21 protein-coding genes are annotated in these 21387 nt (G+C 73.9%); 7 read left to right on the forward strand and 14 right to left on the reverse strand.

Features of this window, described 5'->3' with window-relative positions; all coding sequences use genetic code 11:
* Positions 1-29: 29 nt before the first annotated feature.
* The 7 genes from arfB to AB0G08_RS07685 all read right to left on the reverse strand — a co-directional run bounded on the left by arfB (position 30) and on the right by AB0G08_RS07685 (position 5560).
* A complete protein-coding gene (gene arfB, locus AB0G08_RS07655) occupies positions 30-455 on the reverse strand; it encodes an alternative ribosome rescue aminoacyl-tRNA hydrolase ArfB (RefSeq protein WP_358084585.1) in 426 nt (141 codons plus the stop codon).
* Positions 456-464: 9 nt separating this feature from the next.
* Positions 465-767: a hypothetical protein gene (locus AB0G08_RS07660; protein ID WP_358084588.1), complete on the reverse strand. Its 303-nt coding sequence runs from the start codon at positions 765-767 to the stop codon at positions 465-467.
* 109 nt (positions 768-876) lie between these two features.
* Positions 877-1740, reverse strand: coding sequence for a trypsin-like peptidase domain-containing protein (locus AB0G08_RS07665; protein ID WP_358084591.1), 864 nt, complete (start codon positions 1738-1740; stop codon positions 877-879).
* Between the two features lie 44 nt (positions 1741-1784).
* Positions 1785-2744, reverse strand: coding sequence for a VWA domain-containing protein (locus AB0G08_RS07670; protein WP_358084593.1), 960 nt, complete (start codon positions 2742-2744; stop codon positions 1785-1787).
* Positions 2741-3727: a DUF58 domain-containing protein gene (locus AB0G08_RS07675; RefSeq protein WP_358084702.1), complete on the reverse strand. Its 987-nt coding sequence runs from the start codon at positions 3725-3727 to the stop codon at positions 2741-2743. Before AB0G08_RS07675 ends, AB0G08_RS07670 begins: the two co-directional genes overlap by 4 nt.
* A 29-nt stretch (positions 3728-3756) precedes the next feature.
* On the reverse strand, positions 3757-4806 hold the full coding sequence (locus AB0G08_RS07680) for a MoxR family ATPase (protein ID WP_358084596.1): 1050 nt from the start codon (positions 4804-4806) through the stop codon (positions 3757-3759).
* 226 nt (positions 4807-5032) lie between these two features.
* Complete coding sequence (locus AB0G08_RS07685) at positions 5033-5560, reverse strand: hypothetical protein (protein ID WP_358084599.1); 528 nt, start codon at positions 5558-5560, stop codon at positions 5033-5035.
* A gap of 447 nt (positions 5561-6007) precedes the next feature.
* Between AB0G08_RS07685 and AB0G08_RS07690 the strand changes: the two genes are divergently transcribed.
* The gene (locus AB0G08_RS07690; RefSeq protein WP_358084705.1) at positions 6008-6955 is read left to right on the forward strand and encodes an endonuclease/exonuclease/phosphatase family protein; all 948 of its coding nucleotides are present in this window, start codon (positions 6008-6010) and stop codon (positions 6953-6955) included.
* A gap of 4 nt (positions 6956-6959) precedes the next feature.
* On the opposite strand, the gene cimA is transcribed toward AB0G08_RS07690, so the two are convergent.
* Complete coding sequence (cimA, locus tag AB0G08_RS07695) at positions 6960-8540, reverse strand: citramalate synthase (RefSeq protein ID WP_358084602.1); 1581 nt, start codon at positions 8538-8540, stop codon at positions 6960-6962.
* Positions 8541-8880: 340 nt separating this feature from the next.
* On the opposite strand from cimA, the gene AB0G08_RS07700 reads away from it, so the two are divergent.
* From AB0G08_RS07700 to AB0G08_RS07715, 4 genes are all read left to right on the forward strand, one after another.
* On the forward strand, positions 8881-9441 hold the full coding sequence (locus AB0G08_RS07700) for a peroxiredoxin (RefSeq protein WP_121396157.1): 561 nt from the start codon (positions 8881-8883) through the stop codon (positions 9439-9441).
* A 2-nt stretch (positions 9442-9443) separates the two neighbouring features.
* Positions 9444-9974, forward strand: a complete 531-nt coding sequence (locus tag AB0G08_RS07705) for a carboxymuconolactone decarboxylase family protein (protein ID WP_132232570.1) — start codon at positions 9444-9446, stop codon at positions 9972-9974.
* Between the two features lie 167 nt (positions 9975-10141).
* Positions 10142-10600, forward strand: coding sequence for a PRC-barrel domain-containing protein (locus AB0G08_RS07710; RefSeq protein ID WP_357879794.1), 459 nt, complete (start codon positions 10142-10144; stop codon positions 10598-10600).
* A gap of 56 nt (positions 10601-10656) precedes the next feature.
* Complete coding sequence (locus AB0G08_RS07715; RefSeq protein ID WP_358084606.1) at positions 10657-11394, forward strand: tyrosine-protein phosphatase; 738 nt, start codon at positions 10657-10659, stop codon at positions 11392-11394.
* Positions 11395-11459: 65 nt separating this feature from the next.
* Here the strand turns inward: AB0G08_RS07715 and AB0G08_RS07720 are convergent, their stop codons facing one another.
* Both AB0G08_RS07720 and AB0G08_RS07725 read right to left on the reverse strand, forming a co-directional pair.
* A complete protein-coding gene (locus AB0G08_RS07720) occupies positions 11460-12557 on the reverse strand; it encodes a branched-chain amino acid aminotransferase (RefSeq protein ID WP_358084609.1) in 1098 nt (365 codons plus the stop codon).
* 196 nt (positions 12558-12753) lie between these two features.
* Positions 12754-13785 (reverse strand): 3-isopropylmalate dehydrogenase, encoded by a 1032-nt coding sequence (locus AB0G08_RS07725; protein WP_358084611.1) that lies wholly within the window; start codon positions 13783-13785, stop codon positions 12754-12756.
* A 223-nt stretch (positions 13786-14008) separates the two neighbouring features.
* Here AB0G08_RS07725 and AB0G08_RS07730 point away from each other — a divergent pair, with 223 nt between their 5' ends.
* Entirely contained in the window at positions 14009-14854 is an 846-nt protein-coding gene (locus AB0G08_RS07730; protein ID WP_358084614.1) for an FAD:protein FMN transferase, read from the forward strand.
* 318 nt (positions 14855-15172) lie between these two features.
* Positions 15173-15529, forward strand: a complete 357-nt coding sequence (locus AB0G08_RS07735; RefSeq protein ID WP_358084617.1) for a hypothetical protein — start codon at positions 15173-15175, stop codon at positions 15527-15529.
* A gap of 64 nt (positions 15530-15593) precedes the next feature.
* Here the strand turns inward: AB0G08_RS07735 and serA are convergent, their stop codons facing one another.
* The 4 genes from serA to AB0G08_RS07755 form a co-directional block, all read right to left on the reverse strand.
* Positions 15594-17192, reverse strand: a complete 1599-nt coding sequence (gene serA, locus AB0G08_RS07740; protein WP_358084620.1) for a phosphoglycerate dehydrogenase — start codon at positions 17190-17192, stop codon at positions 15594-15596.
* A gap of 438 nt (positions 17193-17630) precedes the next feature.
* A complete protein-coding gene (gene ilvC / locus AB0G08_RS07745; protein WP_358084622.1) occupies positions 17631-18644 on the reverse strand; it encodes a ketol-acid reductoisomerase in 1014 nt (337 codons plus the stop codon).
* A 128-nt stretch (positions 18645-18772) separates the two neighbouring features.
* Positions 18773-19288 carry an acetolactate synthase small subunit gene (gene ilvN, locus AB0G08_RS07750; RefSeq protein ID WP_210837033.1) on the reverse strand — a complete coding sequence of 172 codons (516 nt, stop codon included), beginning with the start codon at positions 19286-19288 and terminating at the stop codon, positions 18773-18775.
* An 81-nt stretch (positions 19289-19369) separates the two neighbouring features.
* A complete protein-coding gene (locus AB0G08_RS07755) occupies positions 19370-21256 on the reverse strand; it encodes an acetolactate synthase large subunit (protein WP_358084625.1) in 1887 nt (628 codons plus the stop codon).
* Positions 21257-21387 lie beyond the last annotated feature (131 nt).

Consider the following 21387-nt stretch of genomic DNA (forward strand, 5'->3'; position numbering starts at 1 on the left):
CCTGACCGCCGGCGGTGCCGGATCGCGGGCTACTCGCCGTCGACGCGGCGGTCGCGCTTGCGCTGTGACCGGCGCTTCTTCTCGGCCAGCCGGCGCTCCTTCGCGCCGCGCGAGGGGCGGGTGGCCCGGCGGGGCGGGGGCGGCGGGGCGGCGGCCTCGCGCAGCAGCGCGGCCAGCCGTTCCCGGGCAGCCTCCCGGTTGGCCAGCTGCGCCCGGTGCTCGCTGGCGGTGACGGTGAGCACGCCGTCGACCAGCCGGCCGGCGAGCCGCTCCAGCGCCCGCGCCCGCAGCGGCTCGGGCACGCCGGGCGAGGCGGCCAGGTCGTAGCTCAGCTCGACCCGCGAGTCGGTGGTGTTGACGCCCTGACCACCGGGCCCCGACGACCGGGAGAAGCGTTCCCGCAGCTCGGCGGCGGGCACGGTCCATCGGTCGGTCACCCGCAGTCCGTCGTCCACTCCCCGAGGCTAACGCCCCTGGCGGACGCTCGGGGTCGCGGACGGGCTCGGGGTCTGCCCGGGCGGGGCGGGGCTGTCGTCGGAGCCGGCGGCGGCGTACGCGACCGCCCCCACCAGCAGCAGGGCGATCACCCCGATCTTCGTGGTGGCCACCTTGATCAGCAGCCACGCGGCGCGCCTCGCGCCGGGCACGGTCTTCCTGACGGTCTGGTAGTCGGCCCACCCACGTCGCGCCCGGGCGTACGCCGACCCCACACCGGTACCGATCAACAGGCCCACCAGCAGGAGGACCACGAATTCAGGACGCTCCACCCACGCCAGTATCCATACTCAGCGTGATATTTCCATTGGCCGATCATTTCGCGCCGGGTATCCGACAGTTTTCACATTCCCGAGCGGTCCAACGGGACAAGATCGCAGCTCAGCCGCCCTTTCCGATGATCGTGTCGGCGGTCTGCTGCACCTGCTCGATGGGAATGGCGAAGCCGATGCCGATCGAGCCGTTGCCGTCGATGGTGGCGATGGCCGTGTTCACCCCGACCACCTCGCCGCGCGCGTTGACCAGCGGGCCGCCCGAGTTGCCCGGGTTGATCGAGGCGTCGGTCTGCACGGCGGTGTGCCGGTTGCCGCCGAGGCGCACCTGCCGGTCCAGGGCGCTGACGATGCCGGCGGTGACGGTGCCGGGCAGCCCCAGCGGCGAGCCGACCGCCAGCACCGGCTCGCCCACCCGGGTGGAGCCCGGCTTCGCCAGCGGCAGCGCCGCCAGGCCGGCCGACGGCGGCACCCGGAGCACGGCGAGGTCGCTGCGCGGCTCCCGCCCGACCACCTCGGCGGCGAACCGCCGCCCGTCGGGCAGTTCCACCGTCACCGAACTGCCGCGCCCCTTGGCCAGGATGTGGTCGTTGGTGATGATGTGCTGCTGGTCGTCGACGGCGAAGCCGGAGCCGGTGGCCGAGGCGCCGCCGGCCCCGCCCACGAGCACCGAGACGACCCCCGGCACGGTCTTCCCGGCGGCGGTCACCAGCTCCGCCGGGACCGGGGCCGCCGAGGCCGCCGCCGGGCCCGGAGGGTCGTCGCGGCCGGCCACGAGGCCGCCGGCCACCGCGCCGGAGGCGGTCGACAGGGCCACCACCGCCAGCGCCGCCAGCACCCGCCCGCGCGGGCCCCGTCGGTTCGGACCACCGTCCGGTCCGGGCCCGTCCCACCGGGCCCGCCCGTCCGGATCCAGCTCCGGGGAGATGAACCAGGGGCCGCGCGGTTCGCCCAGCCCGGTCTGCACTGCCATGCGTACGCTCCTCACGTGTCCTTCTCGACGGTGGCCGTACGGGTTCAGGGCAGCCGGGAGAACCAGCGCATCGAGCCGGCCGCGGCGCCCATGGCGAACACCAGCCCGAGACCGATGAACCGGGCCGAGACGTCCTGCCGTTCGGTGCGGTAGCCGACCGAGGTGCCGATGTCCTCGTAGACGGCGCGCAGCTCGTCGCTGGTGCTGGCCTCGTGGAACCCGCCCCCGGTCTCCTCGGCGACCGCGCGCAGGGTCTGCCCGTCGACGGGCACCTGGATCGGCCGGCCGCCCCGGTCCACCGTGCCTCCCGGGGTGCCGAACGAGATGGCGTGCACCGGCACCTTCATGTCGACCGCCTCGGACGCGGCCTCCATCGGGTCCATGCCGGAGGTGTTCGCCCCGTCGGAGAGCAGGATGATCCGGGCCGGCGGCGGGTCCTTCACCGCCTGGCTGTCGAAGCCCTTGACCGCGCCGAGCGAGGTGCTGATGGCCTCGCCGATGGCGGTGCCCTGCACCCCGGTGGCCCCCTCGACCAGCCGCTCGATGCCCTCGTGCAGGGCCTCCCGGTCGGTGCTCGGCGGCACCAGCACCGCCGCGCTGCCGGCGAACGCGACCAGCCCGACGTTGAACTCGTCCGGCAGGCCGTCGACGAAGCGCCGGGCGGACTCCTTGGCGGCGCTGAGCCGGTCCGGTTCCACGTCGCCGGCGAGCATCGAGGTGGAGACGTCGACGGCGACCATCACCGTGGCCCGCTCGCGGGGCACCCGGACCTCCGCCGTGGGCCGGGCGAAGCCGACCACCAGCAGGGCCAGCATGGCCAGGAAGAGCCCGGCCGGCAGGTGCCGCCGCCAGGTCGGGCGGTGCGGCGCGACCCGGTCGAGCAGCCGCAGGTTGGTGAAGCGGACGGCGTACCGGCTGCGGCGGCGCTGCATCAGCAGGTAGCCGGCGGCCAGGGCGAGCACCCCGAGCAGGAGCCAGAGCCGGACGGGCGACTGCCAGATCACGCCGCACCTCCCCGGGCCATGCGGGCCGGGGCGGCCGCGAGCCGCCGCTGGGCGTGCACGTGCCGCACGATGTCGGCGCTCCAGTCCCGGTCGGTGCGCAGCGGCAGGTGGGTGGCCCCGCTGCGGCGCAGCGCCTGGCGTACCTGGTCGCGCTGGGCGGTCGCGGCGGCGGCGTAGCGCTCGCGCAGCGCCCGGTCGCCGGTCCACACCTCGCGCCGCCGCCCGGTCTCCGGGTCGACCAGGGTGACCAGGCCGACGTCCGGCAGCTCCAGCTCCCGGGGGTCGGTGACCTCCACGGCGAGCACCTGGTGCCGCACGGCGAGGCGGCGCAGGGGCGCCTCCCAGGACGGTGCCTGCCGGGGGTCGTCGGGCAGTCCGTCGAGGAGGTCCGACACCACCACGACGAGGCCGCGGCGCAGCGCCACCCGGTGCACGGCGGCCAGCCCGTCGGCCAGGTCGGGGCCCGCCGGCACCGGCCCGTCCCCGTCGTGCCCCCCGACGCGGGGTGCGGTCAGCAGGGCCCGGAGCAGCCCGAGCAGGTGGGTACGCCCGCTGCGGGGCGGGAACCGGCGCAGCCCGTCCGGGCCGAGCACCTGTGCGCCGAGGCGGTTGCCCACGCCGCCGGTGAGGAAGCCGACCGCCGCGACGGCCGCCACGGCCAGCTCCCGCTTGTCCAGCTCGGCGGTGCCGTACTCCATGCTGGGGCTCGCGTCGACCAGCAGCCAGGTGGTCAGCTCCCGGTCGGCGTCGACCTCGCGCACGTGCGGGACCGTGGTGCGGGCGGTCACCGCCCAGTCCATCCGGCGCACCTCGTCCTCACCGGGCCGGTACTCCCGGCTGCCGGCGGTCTCGCTGCCCGGCCCGGGCAGCAGGCCGCGGTACCGGCCGTGCAGCAGCCCGTCGAGCCGGCGTGTGACGGTCAGCTCCAGCCGGCGCAGGCGCCGGTCACCGGTGAGGTCGGCCAGTCCCGGGTCGGCCGGCACGGGGCCCGGCGCGGTGGCCCCGCGCCACCTCATGCCGCCGCCAGATCGGCCGCGTGTTCCGGGTGGGCGGTGGCGACGCGGGGCGGCGGCACGGCCTCCACCAGCCGCCGGACCACCGCCTCGGCGGCCACCCCGTCGGCGACCGCGTCGAAGGAGAGCACCAGCCGGTGGGCGAGCACGTCGACGGCCAGTTCGCGGACGTCCTCGGGCAGCACGTACCCGCGCCCGCGCAGCAACGCCTGGGCCCGCGCGGCGCGGACCAGCCCGAGGGTGGCCCGGGGACTGGCCCCGTACGCGAGCAGCGGGGCGATCTCGGGCAGGCCGAACCGGCCGGGATCGCGGGTGGCGAAGATCAGCCGCACCACGTACTCGGCGATCGCGTGGTGCACGAAGACGTGGGCGGCGCGGGCCTGGAGGTCGCGCAGACGCTGCGGGTCGAGCACCCGCCGGGCGACGGGCCGGTCGGCGCTCATCCGGTAGAGGATGGCGAGTTCGTCGGCGTCGCTCGGGTAGTCGACGACGACCTTCATCATGAACCGGTCGCGCTGCGCCTCCGGCAGCTGGTAGACCCCCTCCGACTCGATCGGGTTCTGGGTGGCCAGCACCAGGAACGGCTCCGGCACCCGATGGCTGTGCCCGCCGATGGAGACCTGACGCTCGGCCATCGCCTCGAGCAGGGCGGACTGCACCTTGGCGGGGGCCCGGTTGATCTCGTCGGCGAGCACCAGGTTCGCCATGATCGGGCCCAGCTCGGTGTCGAAGTCCTCCCGCGACGCCCGGTAGATCCTGGTGCCGACGATGTCGGACGGGACCAGGTCCGGGGTGAACTGGATCCGGGAGAAGGTGCCGCCGACCACGGTGGCCAGGGTCTGCGCGGCGAGCGTCTTGGCCACCCCGGGCACGCCCTCCAGGAGGCAGTGCCCGTCCGCGATGAGGGCGGTGAGCAGGCGCTCGACGAGCCGATCCTGCCCGACGATCACGCGTTTGACCTCGAAGAGGGTCTGTTCCAGGTCGGCCGGGGTCGCATCGGGATCGGCCGGGCTGGGCACGCTGGCCAGGGTGTCCGAGATGTCCGTCACGGTGCTTGCTTCCCGTGCCGGCGGCCGGACAAACGTCGGATTATCGGCGCCGGGGCGGCCCTTAGGGGCCCGAACCGGGACGAGCCACCCGGCCCGGGAGGGACGGCGCGCCGGCGCCGGCGCCGGCGCCCACGGTGGGGCCGGCGCCGGCGTCGGGCCGACGTGGCGGGAAGGGCCCCTCCCACCGCCTGGGGCGCGGGGAGGGGCCCTTCGTCACATCCGTTGGTCAGTTGGCGATGACCAGGTGGAACGGCCGGTCGGCCACGTTCCCCGACGAGCTGCGGGTCTGGACGAAGACCGCGTTCGGCGTCTGGAGCCGCGGCGCGACGGAGATCTCGCCGCCCGGGGGCACGTTGTACGGGTCGGTGGTGCCGATGGTGGCCACGTACGTCTTCAGCGAGACGTTGTAGTTGAACACCACCTGGTACTCCCCGGGGCCGTACCGGGTGGCGGAGACCACCTCGGGCGAGCCGCGGAGCACGGTGCCGCCGTTGGTGACGACGGCGGAGGCGACGGTGCCCGGCGCGGTCGCCAGCGCGGACGGGCCCTGCGCCAGCGCGGCCTTGGCCTTGCGGGCCTCGGCGGGGGTCACGGCCGGCTGGCTGCCGGAGCCGGGCTGGCGGGCGGCCGGCTGGGCGACCTCGGCGGGTGCCTGCGCCGCCGGCTGGGCGACGGCGATCCCGCCCCCGGCCAGGGTGAGCGCCAGCGCGGTGAACGCCACCGCCACCGCCTTGCGTCGGAAGAGTGTGGTCATGACAGGGTCTCCCTTTTGTTGACCGTGCGGATTCGACCGGTCCCGTCGATCGCGGGACGGTTGATTTCCATTTCTTGGGCCGGGAAAAATGAGCGACAACCGCCTGGAAGCCCGCACCTCAGGCCGCACCCTAGATGTTGCCGCTGCAACGATTTTCACCGGCTCTGAGCTGGGACTACTACTCAGAGTTTCGACGTCTCAACCCACTGGAAGGTAGCACCGCAAAAAGCCGGGCGTCAATAGTCGATCACGGTTGGACAATCATTCCGAGCCGGGCCGACGAATTGTGAAAAGCGAGCGCTTCGCCATTCACGAATGCGCGGCACGCACGCTTTCGGGCCGCTGACCGCCGTGCGTGCCGGACCGCCGGGTGGGCGCGGAGGAGCTAGCCTCCCTCGGGTGATCATCGAGTCCGCACGGCCGGCGCCAGGCAACCGGGCGGCGCGGTTGCGCACCGCGCTCTGCTGGGCCGCCGTCGCGCCCGGGGTCGCCTGGGCGGCGGTACGACTGGGCGGCCTCGACCGGGGGCCGCTGGTGCAACTGCTCGCCTTCACCCCGTACGCCGCCGCCGGGAGCCTGCTGCCGCTGGTGCTCGCGCTCGCCCTGCGGCGCCGCTGGCCCGCGGTGGTCGCGGCGCTGGCCACGGCGACCCTGGTGGCCGCGGTGGCGCCCCGGGCCCTGCCCTCCGGCCAGCCCCCGGTCACGGGGCCGACGGTGCGGCTGCTGACCGCCAACCTGCTCGCCGGGGCCGGCGACGCGCGGGCGCTGGTCGACCTGGTCCGGCGGCACCGCGTCGACGTGCTCGCCGTGCAGGAGTTCACCCCGGACGCCGAGGCGGAGCTGGACCGGCTCGGCCTGCCCGGGCTGCTCCCCCACCGGCAGCTCGGCCCGCGGCCCGGCACCGTCGGCTCCGGCCTCTACGCGCGGTTCCCGATCGGCGAGGGCGGCGTCCGGCACAACCGCGGCGGCTGGGGCTTCGACCAGGCCTACGGCACGGTGGCGGTCCCCGGGGCGCCGGCGGTGCGGGTCGAGTCGGCGCACCCGTCGGCCCCGTACGCGGTGGACCAGGTCGGCCACTGGCGCACCGACCTGGCGGCGCAGCCGCCCGCCACCCCGGACGGGCCGCTGCGGATCCTGGCCGGCGACTTCAACGCCACCCTCGACCACGCCCCGCTGCGCGCCCTGCTGGACACCGGCTACGTCGACGCCGCCGACCAGGCCGGCGCGGGCCTGGTCGGCACCTGGGGCCCGTACGACGGGGACCCGATCCCGCCGGTGACCATCGACCACGTGCTGGTCGACCGGCGGATCGCCGTGCGGGCGGTCAGCGTGCACCGGGTGCCGGGCAGCGACCACCGCGCCGTCCTGGCCGAACTGCGCCTCCCGGCCGGGTGACGGCTCAGACCCGGGCGCGGTCCAGGCCGTAGGTGAGCGCGTCGACGAGGGCGTGCCAGGACGCCTCGACGACGTTGGGGTGCACGCCGACCGTGGTCCAGTCGCGGCCGACGCCGTCGACCGTCTCCAGCAGCACCCGGGTGACCGCGCCGGTGCCGTGGGTGCCCTCCAGGATCCGCACCTTGTAGTCGGCCAGCTCGAAGTCGCGCAGCTCCGGGTAGTGCCGGGCCAGCCCGACCCGCAGCGCCTCGTCCAGGGCGTTGACCGGACCGTTGCCCTCGGCGGTGGCGATCACCCGCTCCCCGCGTACGCGGATCTTGACGGTCGCCTCGGAGACCACCGCGCCGTCCTCCCGGTGCTCGACCAGCACCCGGTACGACTCCAGCGCGAACGGCCTGGCGGGGGCGGTGTCCAGCTCCGAGCGGACCAGCAGCTCGAACGACGCGTCGGCGGCCTCGAACGACCAGCCGCCGGCCTCCAGCTCCTTGACCCGCCGGGTGACCCGCGACAGCGCCTCCGGATGGCCGGCCAGGTCCAGGCCGAGCTCACGGCTCTTGAGCTCGACGCTGGCCCGGCCGGCCATCTCGGTGATGAGGATCCGCATGTCGTTGCCCACCACCTGTGGGTCCACGTGGTTGTAGAGCAGCGGATCCACCTTGATCGCGCTCGCGTGCAGCCCCGCCTTGTGGGCGAAGGCCGCGGCCCCGACGTACGCCTGGTGGGTGTCGGGGGCGATGTTGGCGATCTCGGCGATGGCGTGGGAGACCCGCACCATCTGCCCCAGGCAGCCCTCCGGTAGGACGGGCAGCCCGAGCTTGAGCTGGAGGTTGGCGACCACGGCGAAGATGTCCGCGTTGCCGGGGCGCTCGCCGTAGCCGTTGGCGGTGCCCTGGAAGTGGCGCACCCCGGCCTCGACGGCGGCGACGGTGTTGGCCACCGCGCAGGCCGTGTCGTTCTGGCAGTGGATGCCGAGCAGCTCCGGGCCGACGCCCAGCCGCGCGGTCAGGTCGGCGACGGCGGCGCTCACCTGGGAGGGCAGCATCCCGCCGTTGGTGTCGCAGAGCACGAACCGCTCGGTGCCGGCGGCGAGCGCGGTCTCCACCACGGCGGCGGTGTACGCCGGGTCGAACCGGTAGCCGTCGAAGAAGTGCTCCCCGTCGACGAAGACCCGGCGCCCCTCGGCCACCAGGTGCGCCACCGTGTCCCGGACCATCGCCAGGTTCTCGGCCGCGGTGGTGCGCAGCGCCCGCTCGACGTGCCGCAGGTCCGCCTTGGCGACCAGGGCGACCGCCGGCGTCTGCGCGTCGAGCAGGCCCCGGACCTGCGGGTCCTCGCCGACGGCCACCCCGGCCCGCCGGGTGGCCCCGAACGCGACCAGCAGCGCGTGCTTCAGGTCGAGCTCGGTGCGCGCCCGGCGGAAGAACTCGGTGTCCTTCGGCACGGCCCCGGGCCAGCCCCCCTCGATGAAGCCGACCCCGAACTCGTCGAGCAGCCGGGCCACCGCGAGCTTGTCGACCACCGAGTAGCTGAGCCCCTCGCGCTGGGCGCCGTCGCGCAGCGTGGTGTCGTACACCTGGAACGTCATCAGGGGAGTCCTTTCGGGAGCAACAAAAAGACCCCCCGCGGATGCGGGAGGTCTGCGCGCTCGGCGGAGGGGGAGGCCGGCGCGCTAGGTGCGAATAATCAGGTGGGTGCTGGTCACGACCGCCACTCTGCCACCCGGGCCCAGTTTTGGGAGGCAGAATCCACATGGCGGGACGGCCGCGGACGGTCCCGATACTCCATCGACGGTCGGCCCGCCGGCACGACCCGCCGCTCGTGATCGACTTCACAAGTCACCCGGCCGCCACCCGGCGGAAACGGGGCTGCGGAAGTATCTGGAACCGATCCAGTTACCGGCCTCGTGCCGCTGTCAAGGAGGACCTGTGCTCACTGTCGGTGACCGCTTCCCCGAGTACGAACTCACCGCCTGCGTGTCGCTGGACGCCGACAAGGCGTTCGAGTCGATCAACCACAAGTCCCACCAGGGGAAGTGGCGGGTCGTCTTCTTCTGGCCGAAGGACTTCACCTTCGTCTGCCCGACCGAGATCGCGGAGTTCGGCCGGCTGAACGAGGAGTTCGCCGACCGGGACGCCCAGGTGCTCGGCGTGTCGGTGGACAACGAGTTCGTCCACTACGCGTGGCGCAAGGACCACCCGGACCTGCGCGAGCTGCCGTTCCCAATGCTCAGCGACGTCAAGCGCGAGCTGACCGCCGCCTGCGGCGTGCTCGGCGAGGACGGCGTGGCCCAGCGGGCGACCTTCATCGTCGACCCGGACAACGAGATCCAGTTCGTCATGGTGACCGCCGGCTCGGTCGGCCGGAACGTCTCCGAGGTGCTGCGGGTGCTCGACGCCCTCCAGACCGACGAGCTCTGCCCGTGCAACTGGAACAAGGGCGGCGAGACCCTGGACGCCACCAAGCTCCTCGCCGGCGCCGGGGCCTGACCATGGGTCTGGACGCGGTCAAGGCGGCTCTGCCGGAGTACGCCAAGGACATCAAGCTCAACCTCGGCTCCACCATCGCCACCAGCACGCTGAAGCCGGAGCAGGCGTGGGGCACCGCCCTGGCCTGCGCCGTCGCGGCGCGCAACCCGGTGGTGCTGCGGGAGATCGCCGCCGAGGCGGCCACCCACCTCGGGCCGGAGGCCGTCGAGGCGGCCAAGGGCGCCGCCGCGATCATGGCGATGAACAACGTCTACTACCGGGCCAAGCACCTGATCGGCGACGAGCAGTACCAGTCGATCCCGGCCCGGCTGCGGATGCAGATCATCGCCAAGCCGGGCGTGGACAAGGCCGACTTCGAGCTCTGGTGCCTGGCGGTCTCGGCGATCACCGGCTGCGGGGTGTGCCTGGAGTCGCACGAGAAGACCCTGCGCAACGCGGGCTTCAGCCGCGAGCAGGTGCACGAGGGGCTGCGCATCGCCGCCGTCGTGCACGCCGCCGCGGTCACCCTGGACGCCCAGGCCGCGCTCGCCTGACGGGTACGACATGGGGGGCCGGTGCCGCGGTGCGGCACCGGCCTCCGTCGTCTCCGGCACCGGCCGCCGCCGTTTCCGGTGGCGACGGCCCGGGTAGCTCTCGGGAGGAGACGAGAGACACCCGGACCGGCGAGACGACTGGCGACAGTCGGGGCAGGAGTTGTCAGATGGACAGGCTCGACCCGCACAGCACCCACGGCAGCCCGGATCCGCTGCGCGGCGGCGGCCAGGGCGAGTTCGCCGGTGGCGCCCCGGCCGGCACGTTCGACCCGTGGCGTTACCGGGACACCGCGACCGTCGCCGACGCCGACCTGGTCGGCTACAAGGTCGAGGCCACCGACGGCGGCATCGGCAAGATCGACAGCGCCAGCCACGAGGTCAACGACAGCTACCTGGTGGTGGACACCGGCCCGTGGATCTTCGGCCGTAAGGTCATGATCCCGGCCGGCACCGTCAACCACGTCGACCACGACGAGCGCAAGGTGCACGTCGACCGGAGCAAGGACCAGATCAAGGCCGCCCCGGAGTACGACGAGACCGCCGACACCGACCCCACCTACCGGGACCGGCTCGGCGGCTACTACGGCGAGACGTACTCGGCCATCCCGCCCGGCACCGCCCGCTGACCGGCACGGCGCGCGACGGCCTCCCGCGAAACGTGGGAGGCCGTTACCGTGTCAGCGTGGACTCCATCGAGGTCGGTCGCCGGATCCCGTTCTCCGCGATGTTCAACTTCCGCGACGTGGGCGGCCATGCCGGCCACGACGGTCGCACGGTGCGTCCGGGGCGGCTCTACCGCTCCGACTCGCTGCACCGCATCGACGACACCGACCGGGCGGCGTTCGCCGCCCTCGGTGTCCGCACGGTCATCGACCTGCGCCGCCCGTACGAGGTGGAGCGCGACGGGCGCGTCCCCCACTTCGACGGCCTGACCTGGCGCAACATCCACCCGGAGCACGCGGAGTGGGGCGAGCGGCCCTACCGGCCCGGCACCGACCTGGCCCGCTACCTGGCCGACCGCTACGCCGACCTCGCCGGGACCGGCAGCGCCGGGCTCGCCGAGGCGATCGGGCTGATCGCCGACTCCGCCAACGCCCCCGTCGTCGTGCACTGCGTCGCCGGCAAGGACCGCACGGGCATCGTCTGCGGGCTCACCCTCGCGGTGCTCGGGGTCGCCGACGACGCCATCGCCGCCGACTACGCCCTGAGCACCGAGGCCGGCGAGCGCTACCGCGCCTGGTTCGAGTCGACCGGCCGGCGGACCGGGCAGACCCTGCCGGTGCTGACCTGCCCCGCCGATGCCATGACGCTCTTCCTCGCCGAACTGCGGCAGGCCCACGGCTCGATCGAGGGCTACCTGCGCCAGGCCGGCGTCACCGACGACCAGCTCGCCGCGCTGCGCGACCACCTGCTCGACTGACGGCGGTGTGACGACGCCGCCCCCGCGCCGGGCGGCGCGGGGGCGGCGGTGGTGTCGCGGGCGGGTCAGAGGATGCGGCGGACCCAGCCGTGCGGGTCGTCGACCTTGCCGCGCTGGAGGTCGACGAGCTGCTGGCGCAGGGCCATCGTGACGCGGCCGGGCTCGCCGCCGCCGACCAGGAACTCGCCGTCGGGGAAGCGCACCTGCCCGATCGGGGTGACGACCGCGGCGGTGCCGCAGGCGAACACCTCGCGGAGCCGGCCGCTCGCGGCGTCCGCCTGCCAGTCGGCGAAGCTCACCGGCCGCTCCTCGATCCGGTGCCCGGCGTCGGCGGCCAGGGTGAACACCGACTCCCGGGTGATGCCGGGCAGGATGGTGCCGGTCAGCGGCGGGGTGACCACCGTGTCGTCGTCGTAGACGAAGAACACGTTCATGCCGCCCAGCTCGTCGACGAAGCGCCGCTCCACCGCGTCCAGGAAGACCACCTGGTCGCAGCCGTGCTCGATCGCCTCGGCCTGCGCCACCAGCGAGGCGGCGTAGTTGCCGCCGCACTTCGCCGCGCCGGTGCCACCCGGAGCGGCCCGGGTGTAGTCCGGCGAGACCCAGACCGTCACCGGCTTCACCCCGCCGGAGAAGTACGCGCCGACCGGCGAGGCGATCACCACGTAGAGGTACTCGTTGGCGGGCCGGACACCGAGGAACACCTCGCTGGCGAACATGAACGGCCGCAGGTAGAGGCTGCTGTCCTCGATCTCCGGGATCCAGCCCTGGTCGACCTCGACGAGCTTGTGCAGCGACTCGACGAACGCCTCCTCGGGCAGCGGCGGCATCGCCATGCGCCGGGCGGAGGTGGCGAACCGGGCGGCGTTGGCCTCCGGGCGGAACATGGTGACGCCGCCGTCGGCCGTCCGGTAGGCCTTCAGCCCTTCGAAGATCTCCTGCGCGTAGTGCAGCACCGCGGCGGCCGGGTCCATCGGGATCGGCGCCCGCGCCTCGACCCGGGCGTCGTACCAGCCCTTGCCGTCGGCGTAGCGGATGGTGACCATGTGGTCGGTGAAGACCCGGCCGAAACCCGGGTTGGCCAGCAGGGCGGCCCGGTCGGCGACGGATACCGGCGCGGGATTCGGACGGATCTCGAAGTCGAGCTTGTCACCACCGCTCATCGCGCTGACCTCCCTGCGGGACTACGGCACACGGGTCCGCATGCCGAGAAATATGGTGCGAGAAACTTACCCCGAACGGTCGTTCAGCGGGTAGCGCCGCCCGGGCGTACCGGCAGCACCGGACGGGTGGACGCCGCCGGGCCGGGGTGCGGCCGGGCGGCGTCGTCGGGCCTCCGGGGTGCGGTGGCGGGCGGCCTCAGGCGGTGGCGTACCCGGCCAGCCGGTCGCCGACCTCCTCGGTGCGCAGTGCCGCGCCCGGGGCCCGGCCGGCCAGCTCGGCGGCCACCGCGGCGGTGACCCGGGCGGCGGCGTCGGCGTGCCCGAGCTGGTCGAGCAGCAGGGCCGCCGAGAGTACGGCCGCCACCGGGTCGGCCACGCCGCGCCCGGCGATGTCCGGCGCCGAGCCGTGTACCGGCTCGAACATCGAGGGGTACGCCCCCTCGGGGTTGATGCTGCCGCTGGCGGCCAGCCCGATCCCGCCGGTGACGGCGGCGGCGATGTCGGTGAGGATGTCGCCGAACAGGTTGTCGGTGACCACCACGTCGTAGCGCTGGGGCTGGGTGACCAGGAACATCGCGGCGGCGTCGACGTGCTGGTACTCCGTGGCCACGTCGGGGTGCTCGGCGGCCACGGCCTCGAACGCGCGCGCCCACAGCGAACCCGCGTGGGTGAGGACGTTGGTCTTGTGCACGAGGGTGACCTTGCGCCGCTCCCGGCGCGCGGCGCGGGCGAAGGCGTCGCGGATCACCCGCTCCACGCCGTGCCGCGTGTTCAGGCTCTCCTCGGTGGCGACCTCCGCCGGGGTGCCCCGGTGCAGCGCGCCGCCGGCGCCGGCGTAGAGCCCCTCGGTGCCCTCGCGGACCACCACCAGGTCGACCTCGCCGGGCTTGACGCTCGCCAGCGGCCCGGCCACGCCGGGCCAGAGGCGCGACGGGCGCAGGTTGACGTACTGGTCGAAGGCGAAGCGCAGCTTGAGCAGCAGGCCCCGCTCCAGCACGCCCGGCGGGACGGTCGGGTCGCCGACTGCGCCGAGCAGGATCGCGTCGTGCCCGGCCAGCTCGGTGAGCACCGAGTCGGGCAGCACCTCGCCGGTGCGGTGCCAGCGGGCGGCGCCGAGGTCGTACTCGGTGGCGTCCGCCCCTGGCAGCACGGCGTCGATGACCTTGCGGGCCTGCGCGACCACCTCGGGTCCGATCCCGTCCCCGGCCACCACCGCGATCCGTGCCACGTCCCTGTGCTCCCTCGCCTCGCCGTTTCGTCCGACCGTACGCCGCCGTCCCGCCTCCCGGTACGAACCTTCCAGCATGCGGGAAAGGGAGATGCACAGGATCCTCCCAGGTGGCATTCATGGGGGGGTCATCTCCGCTGCCTAGCGTGGTGACGAGCGGGTCAACGGGGGCCCGTGACGGAGGCCGCGAGGACGCGGCCGGCGTCAGCGAGGGAGCAGCGTCATGCGGATCGACCAGCAGCCACGGACCCGATGGGTGGACCAGTCGGCCTTCGAGCCGCGCCGGCCGGACCTGCGGCTCGGGGCCCGCAGTCACCGCGTGGACCGGTCCGGCGCCGTCAGCGGGGACCGGATCGCCGTCCAGCACAGCGTGCGGACCTCGACGGCGGAATACTCGCTGCTGCTCAACGCCCCCGAGTGGCTGGGCCGTCGCGGCGTCGGGGAGGCGCTGCGGGACGCGGTGGCGGAGCTGCGCGCCGTCGACCTCACCTACGGCCCGACCCGGCCGGAGAGCCTGGTCTCCCGGCTGCGCCGCGGCGAGATCAGCCCCGACTCGTACGCGCCGCTGGCCGACCTGGTGGACCGCTGCGCGGCGATGCGGGCGGCCACCGACGGCTGGTTCGACGCCTGGGCGGTGCCCGGCGGCTTCGACCCGGGCGGCCTGCTCGGCGGGTGGGCGGTGGAGCGGGCCGCCGCCCGGCTGCGCGCCGCCGGCATCCACGACTACGCCGTGCTCAGTGGCGCCGACCTCGTCGTACGCGGGCACGCCGCGCACGGCGGCCCGTGGCGGGTGGCGGTGCACCACCCGACGGACCGGCACCGGGCGCCGCTCGTGCTGGAGATGACGGCGGGCGCGGTCGGCACCTCGGGGGTGAGCGGCCGGCGGGGGCACGTGGTGGACCCGCACACCGGGGAGCCCGCCGACCAGCTGGTCGCCGCGACGGTCGTCGGGCCGGACCTGGCCGTCGCCGACGCCTACGCCACCGCGCTCTACGCCGCCGGGCCGGCGGGGCTGGTCTGGTTCCGCAACGGGTCGGACTACCGCGCGCTCTTCGCCCACCGCCGCTGAGCCCCACCGCGCGTCGCCCGGGGGCGGGCCGGACCCGCGATCGGCCCCCACGGTCTCGGCAACGACCGTGAGGGCCGGTCAGCGACGAGTGCGCGTGGCTCGCGCAATCGAGGGGTGCGGGCCGGTCGGCCGGACGTCGACCTCGCCACCCGAAGACGGGCCTACGCCGCGAGCTCGGCCAGTGACCGCACCGGTACGCTAGCGAATCGACGCAACTCATCGCAAGGGTCTCCACTGCGGACCGTCGCGACAGGAGCGTGGCGATCCGGCGGCGGGGCGATTTCGACGCGGTGAACGGCGAATGGCACGCTGTCCGCCGTGAGTTTCGATCTGAGCGTGTGGGCCCTGCCGGACGGGGCGACACCCGAGGACGTGCGGGCGGCGGTGCTGCGGTGCCGGCAGGGGCAGCACGTCGACCGGCACCCGGACCCGCGGGTGGTGGGCTTCTACCGGGCCATCACCGGCAGCTACCCGGACCGGCCGGCCGGCCCAGGCACCCCGTGGGCGGTGGCCCCGCTGCACGCGGCCAACGACCACGTCGAGCTGAACCTGCACCCGACCTGCGAGGACCAGGTGCTGCTCGACATCGAGCGACTGGCCGGCGCGTACGACCTGATGCTCTTCGACGCGCAGGACGGCTCGGTCTACCCGCCGCCGGCCCGGCTGCCCGGCTGACCACGTCCCCGGTACGCCGAGGGGCCCGGCGGATCCGCCGGGCCCCCGCTGTCGCGCGCTCGGGTCACTCGTCGCGCAGGTCCGCCGCACTGGCCGCGACCGCGCCGATCGAGTCCGCCGCCGAGGTGAGCAGGTCGGCGCCGAGCGCCTGGTCGACCGTGAGGGTCATCAGGGTCTCGCCGCCGGCCTCGCGGCGGGCCACCTGCATCGCCGCGATGTTGACGCCGGCCTCGCCGAGCAGCGTGCCGACCGTGCCGACCACGCCCGGGCGGTCGGCGTAGCGCAGGAAGACCAGGATGCCCTCCGCGCCGATCTCCACGTCGAAGCCGTCGACCTCGGTCAGCTTGATGACGTCGCGACCGCCGGCGGTGGTCACCGTGCCGGAGACGCTGACCGTACGGCCGTCGGGCAGCGCGCCGCGGACGGTGACCAGGTTGGGGTGGTCGACCGAGTCGGCCTGGGCGACCAGCGTGACCTCGACGCCGCGCTCGGCGGCCAGGTGCGGGGCGTTGACGTAGGTGACCTGCTCCTCGACCACCGAGCTGAACAGCCCCTTGGTGGCGGCGAGCTTCAGCACCGACACGTCGTGGTTGACGATCTCGCCGCGCACCTCGACGGTGACGCTGGCGGCGACGCCGCCCGCGACGGCGGTGAAGGCCCGGCCGAGCTTCTCGGCCAGCGGCAGCAGCGGCCGCACGTCCTCGGCGACCACGCCGCCGGCCTGCACGTTCACGGCGTCCGGCACGAACTCGCCCTGCAACGCCAGCTTCACGCTCTTGGCCACGGCCAGGCCGGCCTTGTCCTGCGCCTCGCCGGTGGAGGCGCCCAGGTGCGGGGTGGCGACCACGTTGTCGAAGGCGAACAGCGGCGAGGAGGTGCAGGGCTCCTTGGCGTAGACGTCCACGCCCGCGCCGGCGACCCGGCCCTCGGCGATCGCGTCGGCGAGGGCCTGCTCGTCGACCAGCCCGCCCCGGGCGGCGTTGACGATCCGGACGCCCGGCTTGACGACGGCCAGCTCCTTCTCACCGATCAGGCCGACGGTCTCCGGGGTCTTCGGCAGGTGGATCGAGATGAAGTCGCTCTCCCGCAGCAGCTCCTCCAGGCCCACCAGGCGGACGCCGAGCTGGGCGGCGCGGGCCGGCTGGATGTAGGGGTCGTACGCGATCAGCCGGGTGCCGAAGGCGGCGATCCGCTGGGCGAAGAGCACGCCGATGCGGCCGAGGCCGACCACGCCGACGGTCTTGCCCTGGATCTCGACGCCGGTGTACTTCGACCGCTTCCACTCCCCCGCCTTCAGCGCGGCGCTGGCGCTGGCGGTGTTGCGGGCCACGGCGAGCAGCAGGGCGAGGGCCTGCTCGGCGGCGGAGACGATGTTCGAGGTGGGGGCGTTGACGACCATGACGCCCCGCGCGGTGGCGGCCGGCACCTCGACGTTGTCCAGACCCACGCCCGCCCGGGCGACGACCTTCAGCCGGGGCGCGGCGGCGATCGCCTCGGCGTCGATCTGGGTGGCGCTGCGCACGATGACGGCGTCGGCCTCGGAGAGCGCCGAGAGCAGGGCCGGACGGTCGGTGCCGTCGACGTGACGGACGTCGAAGTCGTGGGCGAGCACCTCGATGGCGGCGGGTGCGAGTTCTTCGGCGATCAGTACGACAGGAGTCATTGGTCCTCGTAGTTGTCGTCAGAGCGGTGGGCCGGGCTGCGGGACGCCGCGCTGCGCCCTGCGCTGATCCGGGCCATGGCCGTCAGGTGCCGGCTACGCACCTACCCCGCGATCGTAGGGGCCCGGCCGGCCGGCATGTCCCAGACCGTGGGGTGAGTGCCCTCACAACGGGTGACGACCCGCCGGTGAACGGCGCACGACGAGGCGCCCGCGCCGGCGGGGCGACGCGGGACGGTTCGGCTCCGGGCTGCCGGCTCCGGCGCGGCGCGGGGCGGCTCCCGGCTGGCGCGGCCGGCTGCTGCTCGGGGCAGCCGGGCCGCGCACCGGCGCGGCGGGTGGCGTCGGTGGCGGTGGGGGCCGTCGGTGGTGGTGCGCAGAGGAGGCGGCCCGGTCCGGGCGCCGGGGAGAGCGCCCGGGCCGGGCCGCCGGGGGTGTGTCTCAGGCGGTCTCGGTGATCGGGCGGTCGACCCAGCTCATCATGCCGCGCAGCTTGCGGCCGGTCTCCTCGATCGGGTGCGCCGCGCCCTCGGCCTGCCACTTGCTGAAGTTGGGCCGGCCGGCCTCGTCCTCGGCCACCCACTCGCGGGCGAACTCGCCGGACTGGACCTCGCTGAGGATCTTGCGCATCTCCTCCTTGACCCGGGCGTCGATGACGCGCGGGCCACGGGAGAGGTCGCCGTACTCGGCCGTGTCGGAGATGCTGTAGCGCATCTTCGCGATGCCGCCCTCGTACATGAGGTCGACGATCAGCTTCAGCTCGTGCAGGCACTCGAAGTAGGCCACCTCGGGGGCGTAGCCCGCCTCGGTGAGCACCTCGAAGCCGGTCTGCACGAGCGCCGCCGCGCCGCCGCAGAGCACCGCCTGCTCGCCGAAGAGGTCGGTCTCGGTCTCCTCGGTGAAGGTGGTCCGGATGACGCCGGCCCGGGTGCCGCCGATGCCCTTGGCGTACGACAGGGCCAGCGCGAGGGCGCTGCCGCTGGCGTCCTGCTCGACGGCGACCAGGCAGGGCACGCCCTTGCCGTCGGCGTACTGGCGGCGGACCAGGTGACCCGGCCCCTTCGGCGCGACCATCGCCACGTCGACGTCGGCCGGGGGCTTGATCAGGCCGTAGCGGATGTTGAAGCCGTGGCCGAAGAAGAGCGCCTTGCCCGGGGCCAGGTTCGGCGCGATCGACTCGGCGTAGATGGTGCGCTGGGCGGTGTCCGGCGCGAGGATCATGATGACGTCGGCCTCGGCCGCCGCCTCGGCCGACGTGCGCACGCGCAGGCCCTGCTCCTCGGCCTTGGCCCGGCTCTTGGAGCCCTCCGGCAGGCCGATCACCACGTCGACCCCGGAGTCGCGCAGCGACAGCGCGTGGGCGTGGCCCTGGCTGCCGTAGCCGATCACCGCGACCTTGCGGCCCTGGATCAGGCCCAGATCGGCATCGTCGTCGTAGTACACCTCAACGCTCATGGTTTCCCTTTCGTACGGCGGCCCGGGCGGCCCGTCGTGGATCTGTGCGGTGTCGGTCCCAGGCGGCGCGACGGCCGGCCTGGTCGGGCGGTCCCGGCCGGCGCGTGGGGGCGCCGGCCGGGTCGGGGTCAGGCGGCCCGGAGCGAGGGCCCGGCGGTGATGGAGCGCGAGCCGCGCCCGATCGCCACCAGCCCGGACTGGACCATCTCCTTGATCCCGAAGGGTTCGAGGTCGCGCAGCAGCGCGTCGAGCTTGTCCGGGGTGCCGGTGGCCTCGACGGTCAGCGTGTCCGGAGCCACGTCGACCACCCGGGCCCGGAACAGGCCGACCGTCTCCAGCACCTGGGCCCGCGCCGCGCGGTCGGCGCGCACCTTGACCAGGAGCAGTTCCCGGGCGACCGAGACCTGCGGATCCAGCTCGACGATCTTGAGCACGTTGACCAGCTTGTTGAGCTGCTTGGTGACCTGCTCCAGCGGGGACGACTCGGCGTTGACCACGATGGTGATCCGCGAGACGTCCGGGTTCTCCGTCTCCCCGACGGCGAGGCTGTCGATGTTGAAGCCGCGCCGGGAGAACAGCCCGGAGACCCGGGCCAGGACGCCCGGCTTGTTCTCCACCAGGACGCTCAGGGTGTGCATGGTCATGCCACGACCCCGCTCCGCTCGGTCGTGCCCTGACGCGGCACGGGACTGAGCCTGATGATTCGTTCGCGTTGCTCGCTCATGTCAGATGTCATCCTCGTCGAAGGCCGGGCGGACGCCCCGGGCGAACATGATCTCGTCGTTGCTGGTGCCGGCGGCGACCATCGGCCACACCATGGCGTCCTTGCCGACGACGAAGTCGATGACCACCGGGACGTCCTCGATCGCCATCGCGGCGGCGATGGTCCGGTCGACGTCCTCGGCGTTCTCGCAGCGCAGCCCCACGCAGCCGAGCGCCTCGGCGAGCTTCACGAAGTCGGGGATGCGGTGCTTGTGGGTGCCGAGGTCGGTGTTGGAGTAGCGCTCCCCGTAGAACAGGGTCTGCCACTGCCGCACCATGCCGAGGTTGCCGTTGTTGATCACGGCGATCTTGACCGGAATGCCCTCCAGCGCGCAGGTGGCCAGCTCCTGGTTGGTCATCTGGAAGCAGCCGTCGCCGTCGACCGCCCACACCACCGTGTCCGGCTTGCCCACCTTGGCGCCCATCGCCGCCGGCACCGCGTAGCCCATGGTGCCGAGGCCGCCGGAGTTCAACCAGGTGTACGGCTTCTCGTAGGAGATGAACTGCGAGGCCCACATCTGGTGCTGGCCGACCCCCGCCACGTAGATCGCGTCCGGGCCGACGAGCTCACCGAGCCGCTTGATCACGTACTGCGGGGAGAGGGTGCCGTCGGCCGGCTCCTCGTAGCCCAGCGGGTACCGCTTGCGCAGGTCGTCGAGCTGGGTCCACCAGTCGGCGAGGTCGGCGCGCCGGCCGGCCGCCTGCTCGGTGGTCACCGCCGCGATCAACTCGTCGATGACGTGCCGGGCGTCGCCGACGATCGGCACGTCCGCGTGCCGGTTCTTGCCGATCTCGGCCGGGTCGATGTCGGCGTGCACCACCGCCGCGTCCGGGGCGAACGAGTCCAGCTTGCCGGTGACCCGGTCGTCGAAGCGGGCGCCCAGGGCCACGATCAGGTCGGCCTTCTGCAGGCCGTAGACCGCGGAGACCGTGCCGTGCATGCCCGGCATGCCGAGGTGCTGCGGGTGCGAGTCGGGGAACGCGCCGAGCGCCATCAGCGTGGTGACCACCGGGATCCCGGTCAGCTCGGCCAGCTTGCGCAGCCCCTCCGTGGCGCCGGCCTTCAGCACGCCACCGCCGACGTAGAGCACCGGGCGGCGGGCGGTCGACATCAGCCGGGCCGCCTCACGGATCTGCTTGCCGTGCGGGTGCAGGGTCGGCCGGTAGCCGGGCAGGTCGAGCGTCGGCGGCCAGGTGAAGGTGGTGGGCGCCTGGAGGACGTCCTTGGGGATGTCGACCAGGACCGGCCCGGGCCGGCCCGTGGCGGCCAGGTGGAACGCCTCGGCCAGCACCCGGGGAATCTCCTCGGCCTCCTGCACCAGGAAGTTGTGCTTGGTGATCGGCAGGGTGATGCCCTGGATGTCCGCCTCCTGGAAGGCGTCCGTGCCGATCGAGGGCCGCGCGACCTGACCGGTGATGGCCACGATCGGCACCGAGTCCATGTACGCGTCGGCGATCGGGGTGACCAGGTTCGTCGCGCCGGGGCCGGAGGTGGCCATGCAGACCCCCACCCGGCCGGTCGCCTGGGCGTAGCCCGTCGCCGCGTGCCCGGCGCCCTGCTCGTGGCGGACCAGGATGTGCCGGACCGTGGAGTCGTAGAGCGGGTCGTACGCGGGCAGGATGGCACCCCCCGGGATGCCGAAGACGACGTCGACCCCGAGCGCCTCGAGGGACCGCACGAGCGAGCCGGCACCGCTGACCTGGGCCGGGGCGGGTGCGCGTACCCCCGGGACGGCCGGGTTGACCGCGGCGCGGGCGGCGCCGGCGTGCTCGGTGTCGCTCGCGGGCTCGGCGACCGTGCGGGCCCGCCGGGCGGAGTGGGCGAGTGTCTCTGGCGTGGGTCTCGTCATGGCGGTTCAGGCCTTCGGCTGGAGTGGGTGCGGCTGTTCGAGCGGGTGACGCGGGCGACGCCCGGCGTCGATGGGTCCGACGGCAACAAAAAAGCCCTCGTGCAGGATGCACGGGGCCAGCGCACTCTCGA

Source organism: Micromonospora sp. NPDC023644 (assembly GCF_040640115.1).
GTDB lineage: Bacteria > Actinomycetota > Actinomycetes > Mycobacteriales > Micromonosporaceae > Micromonospora.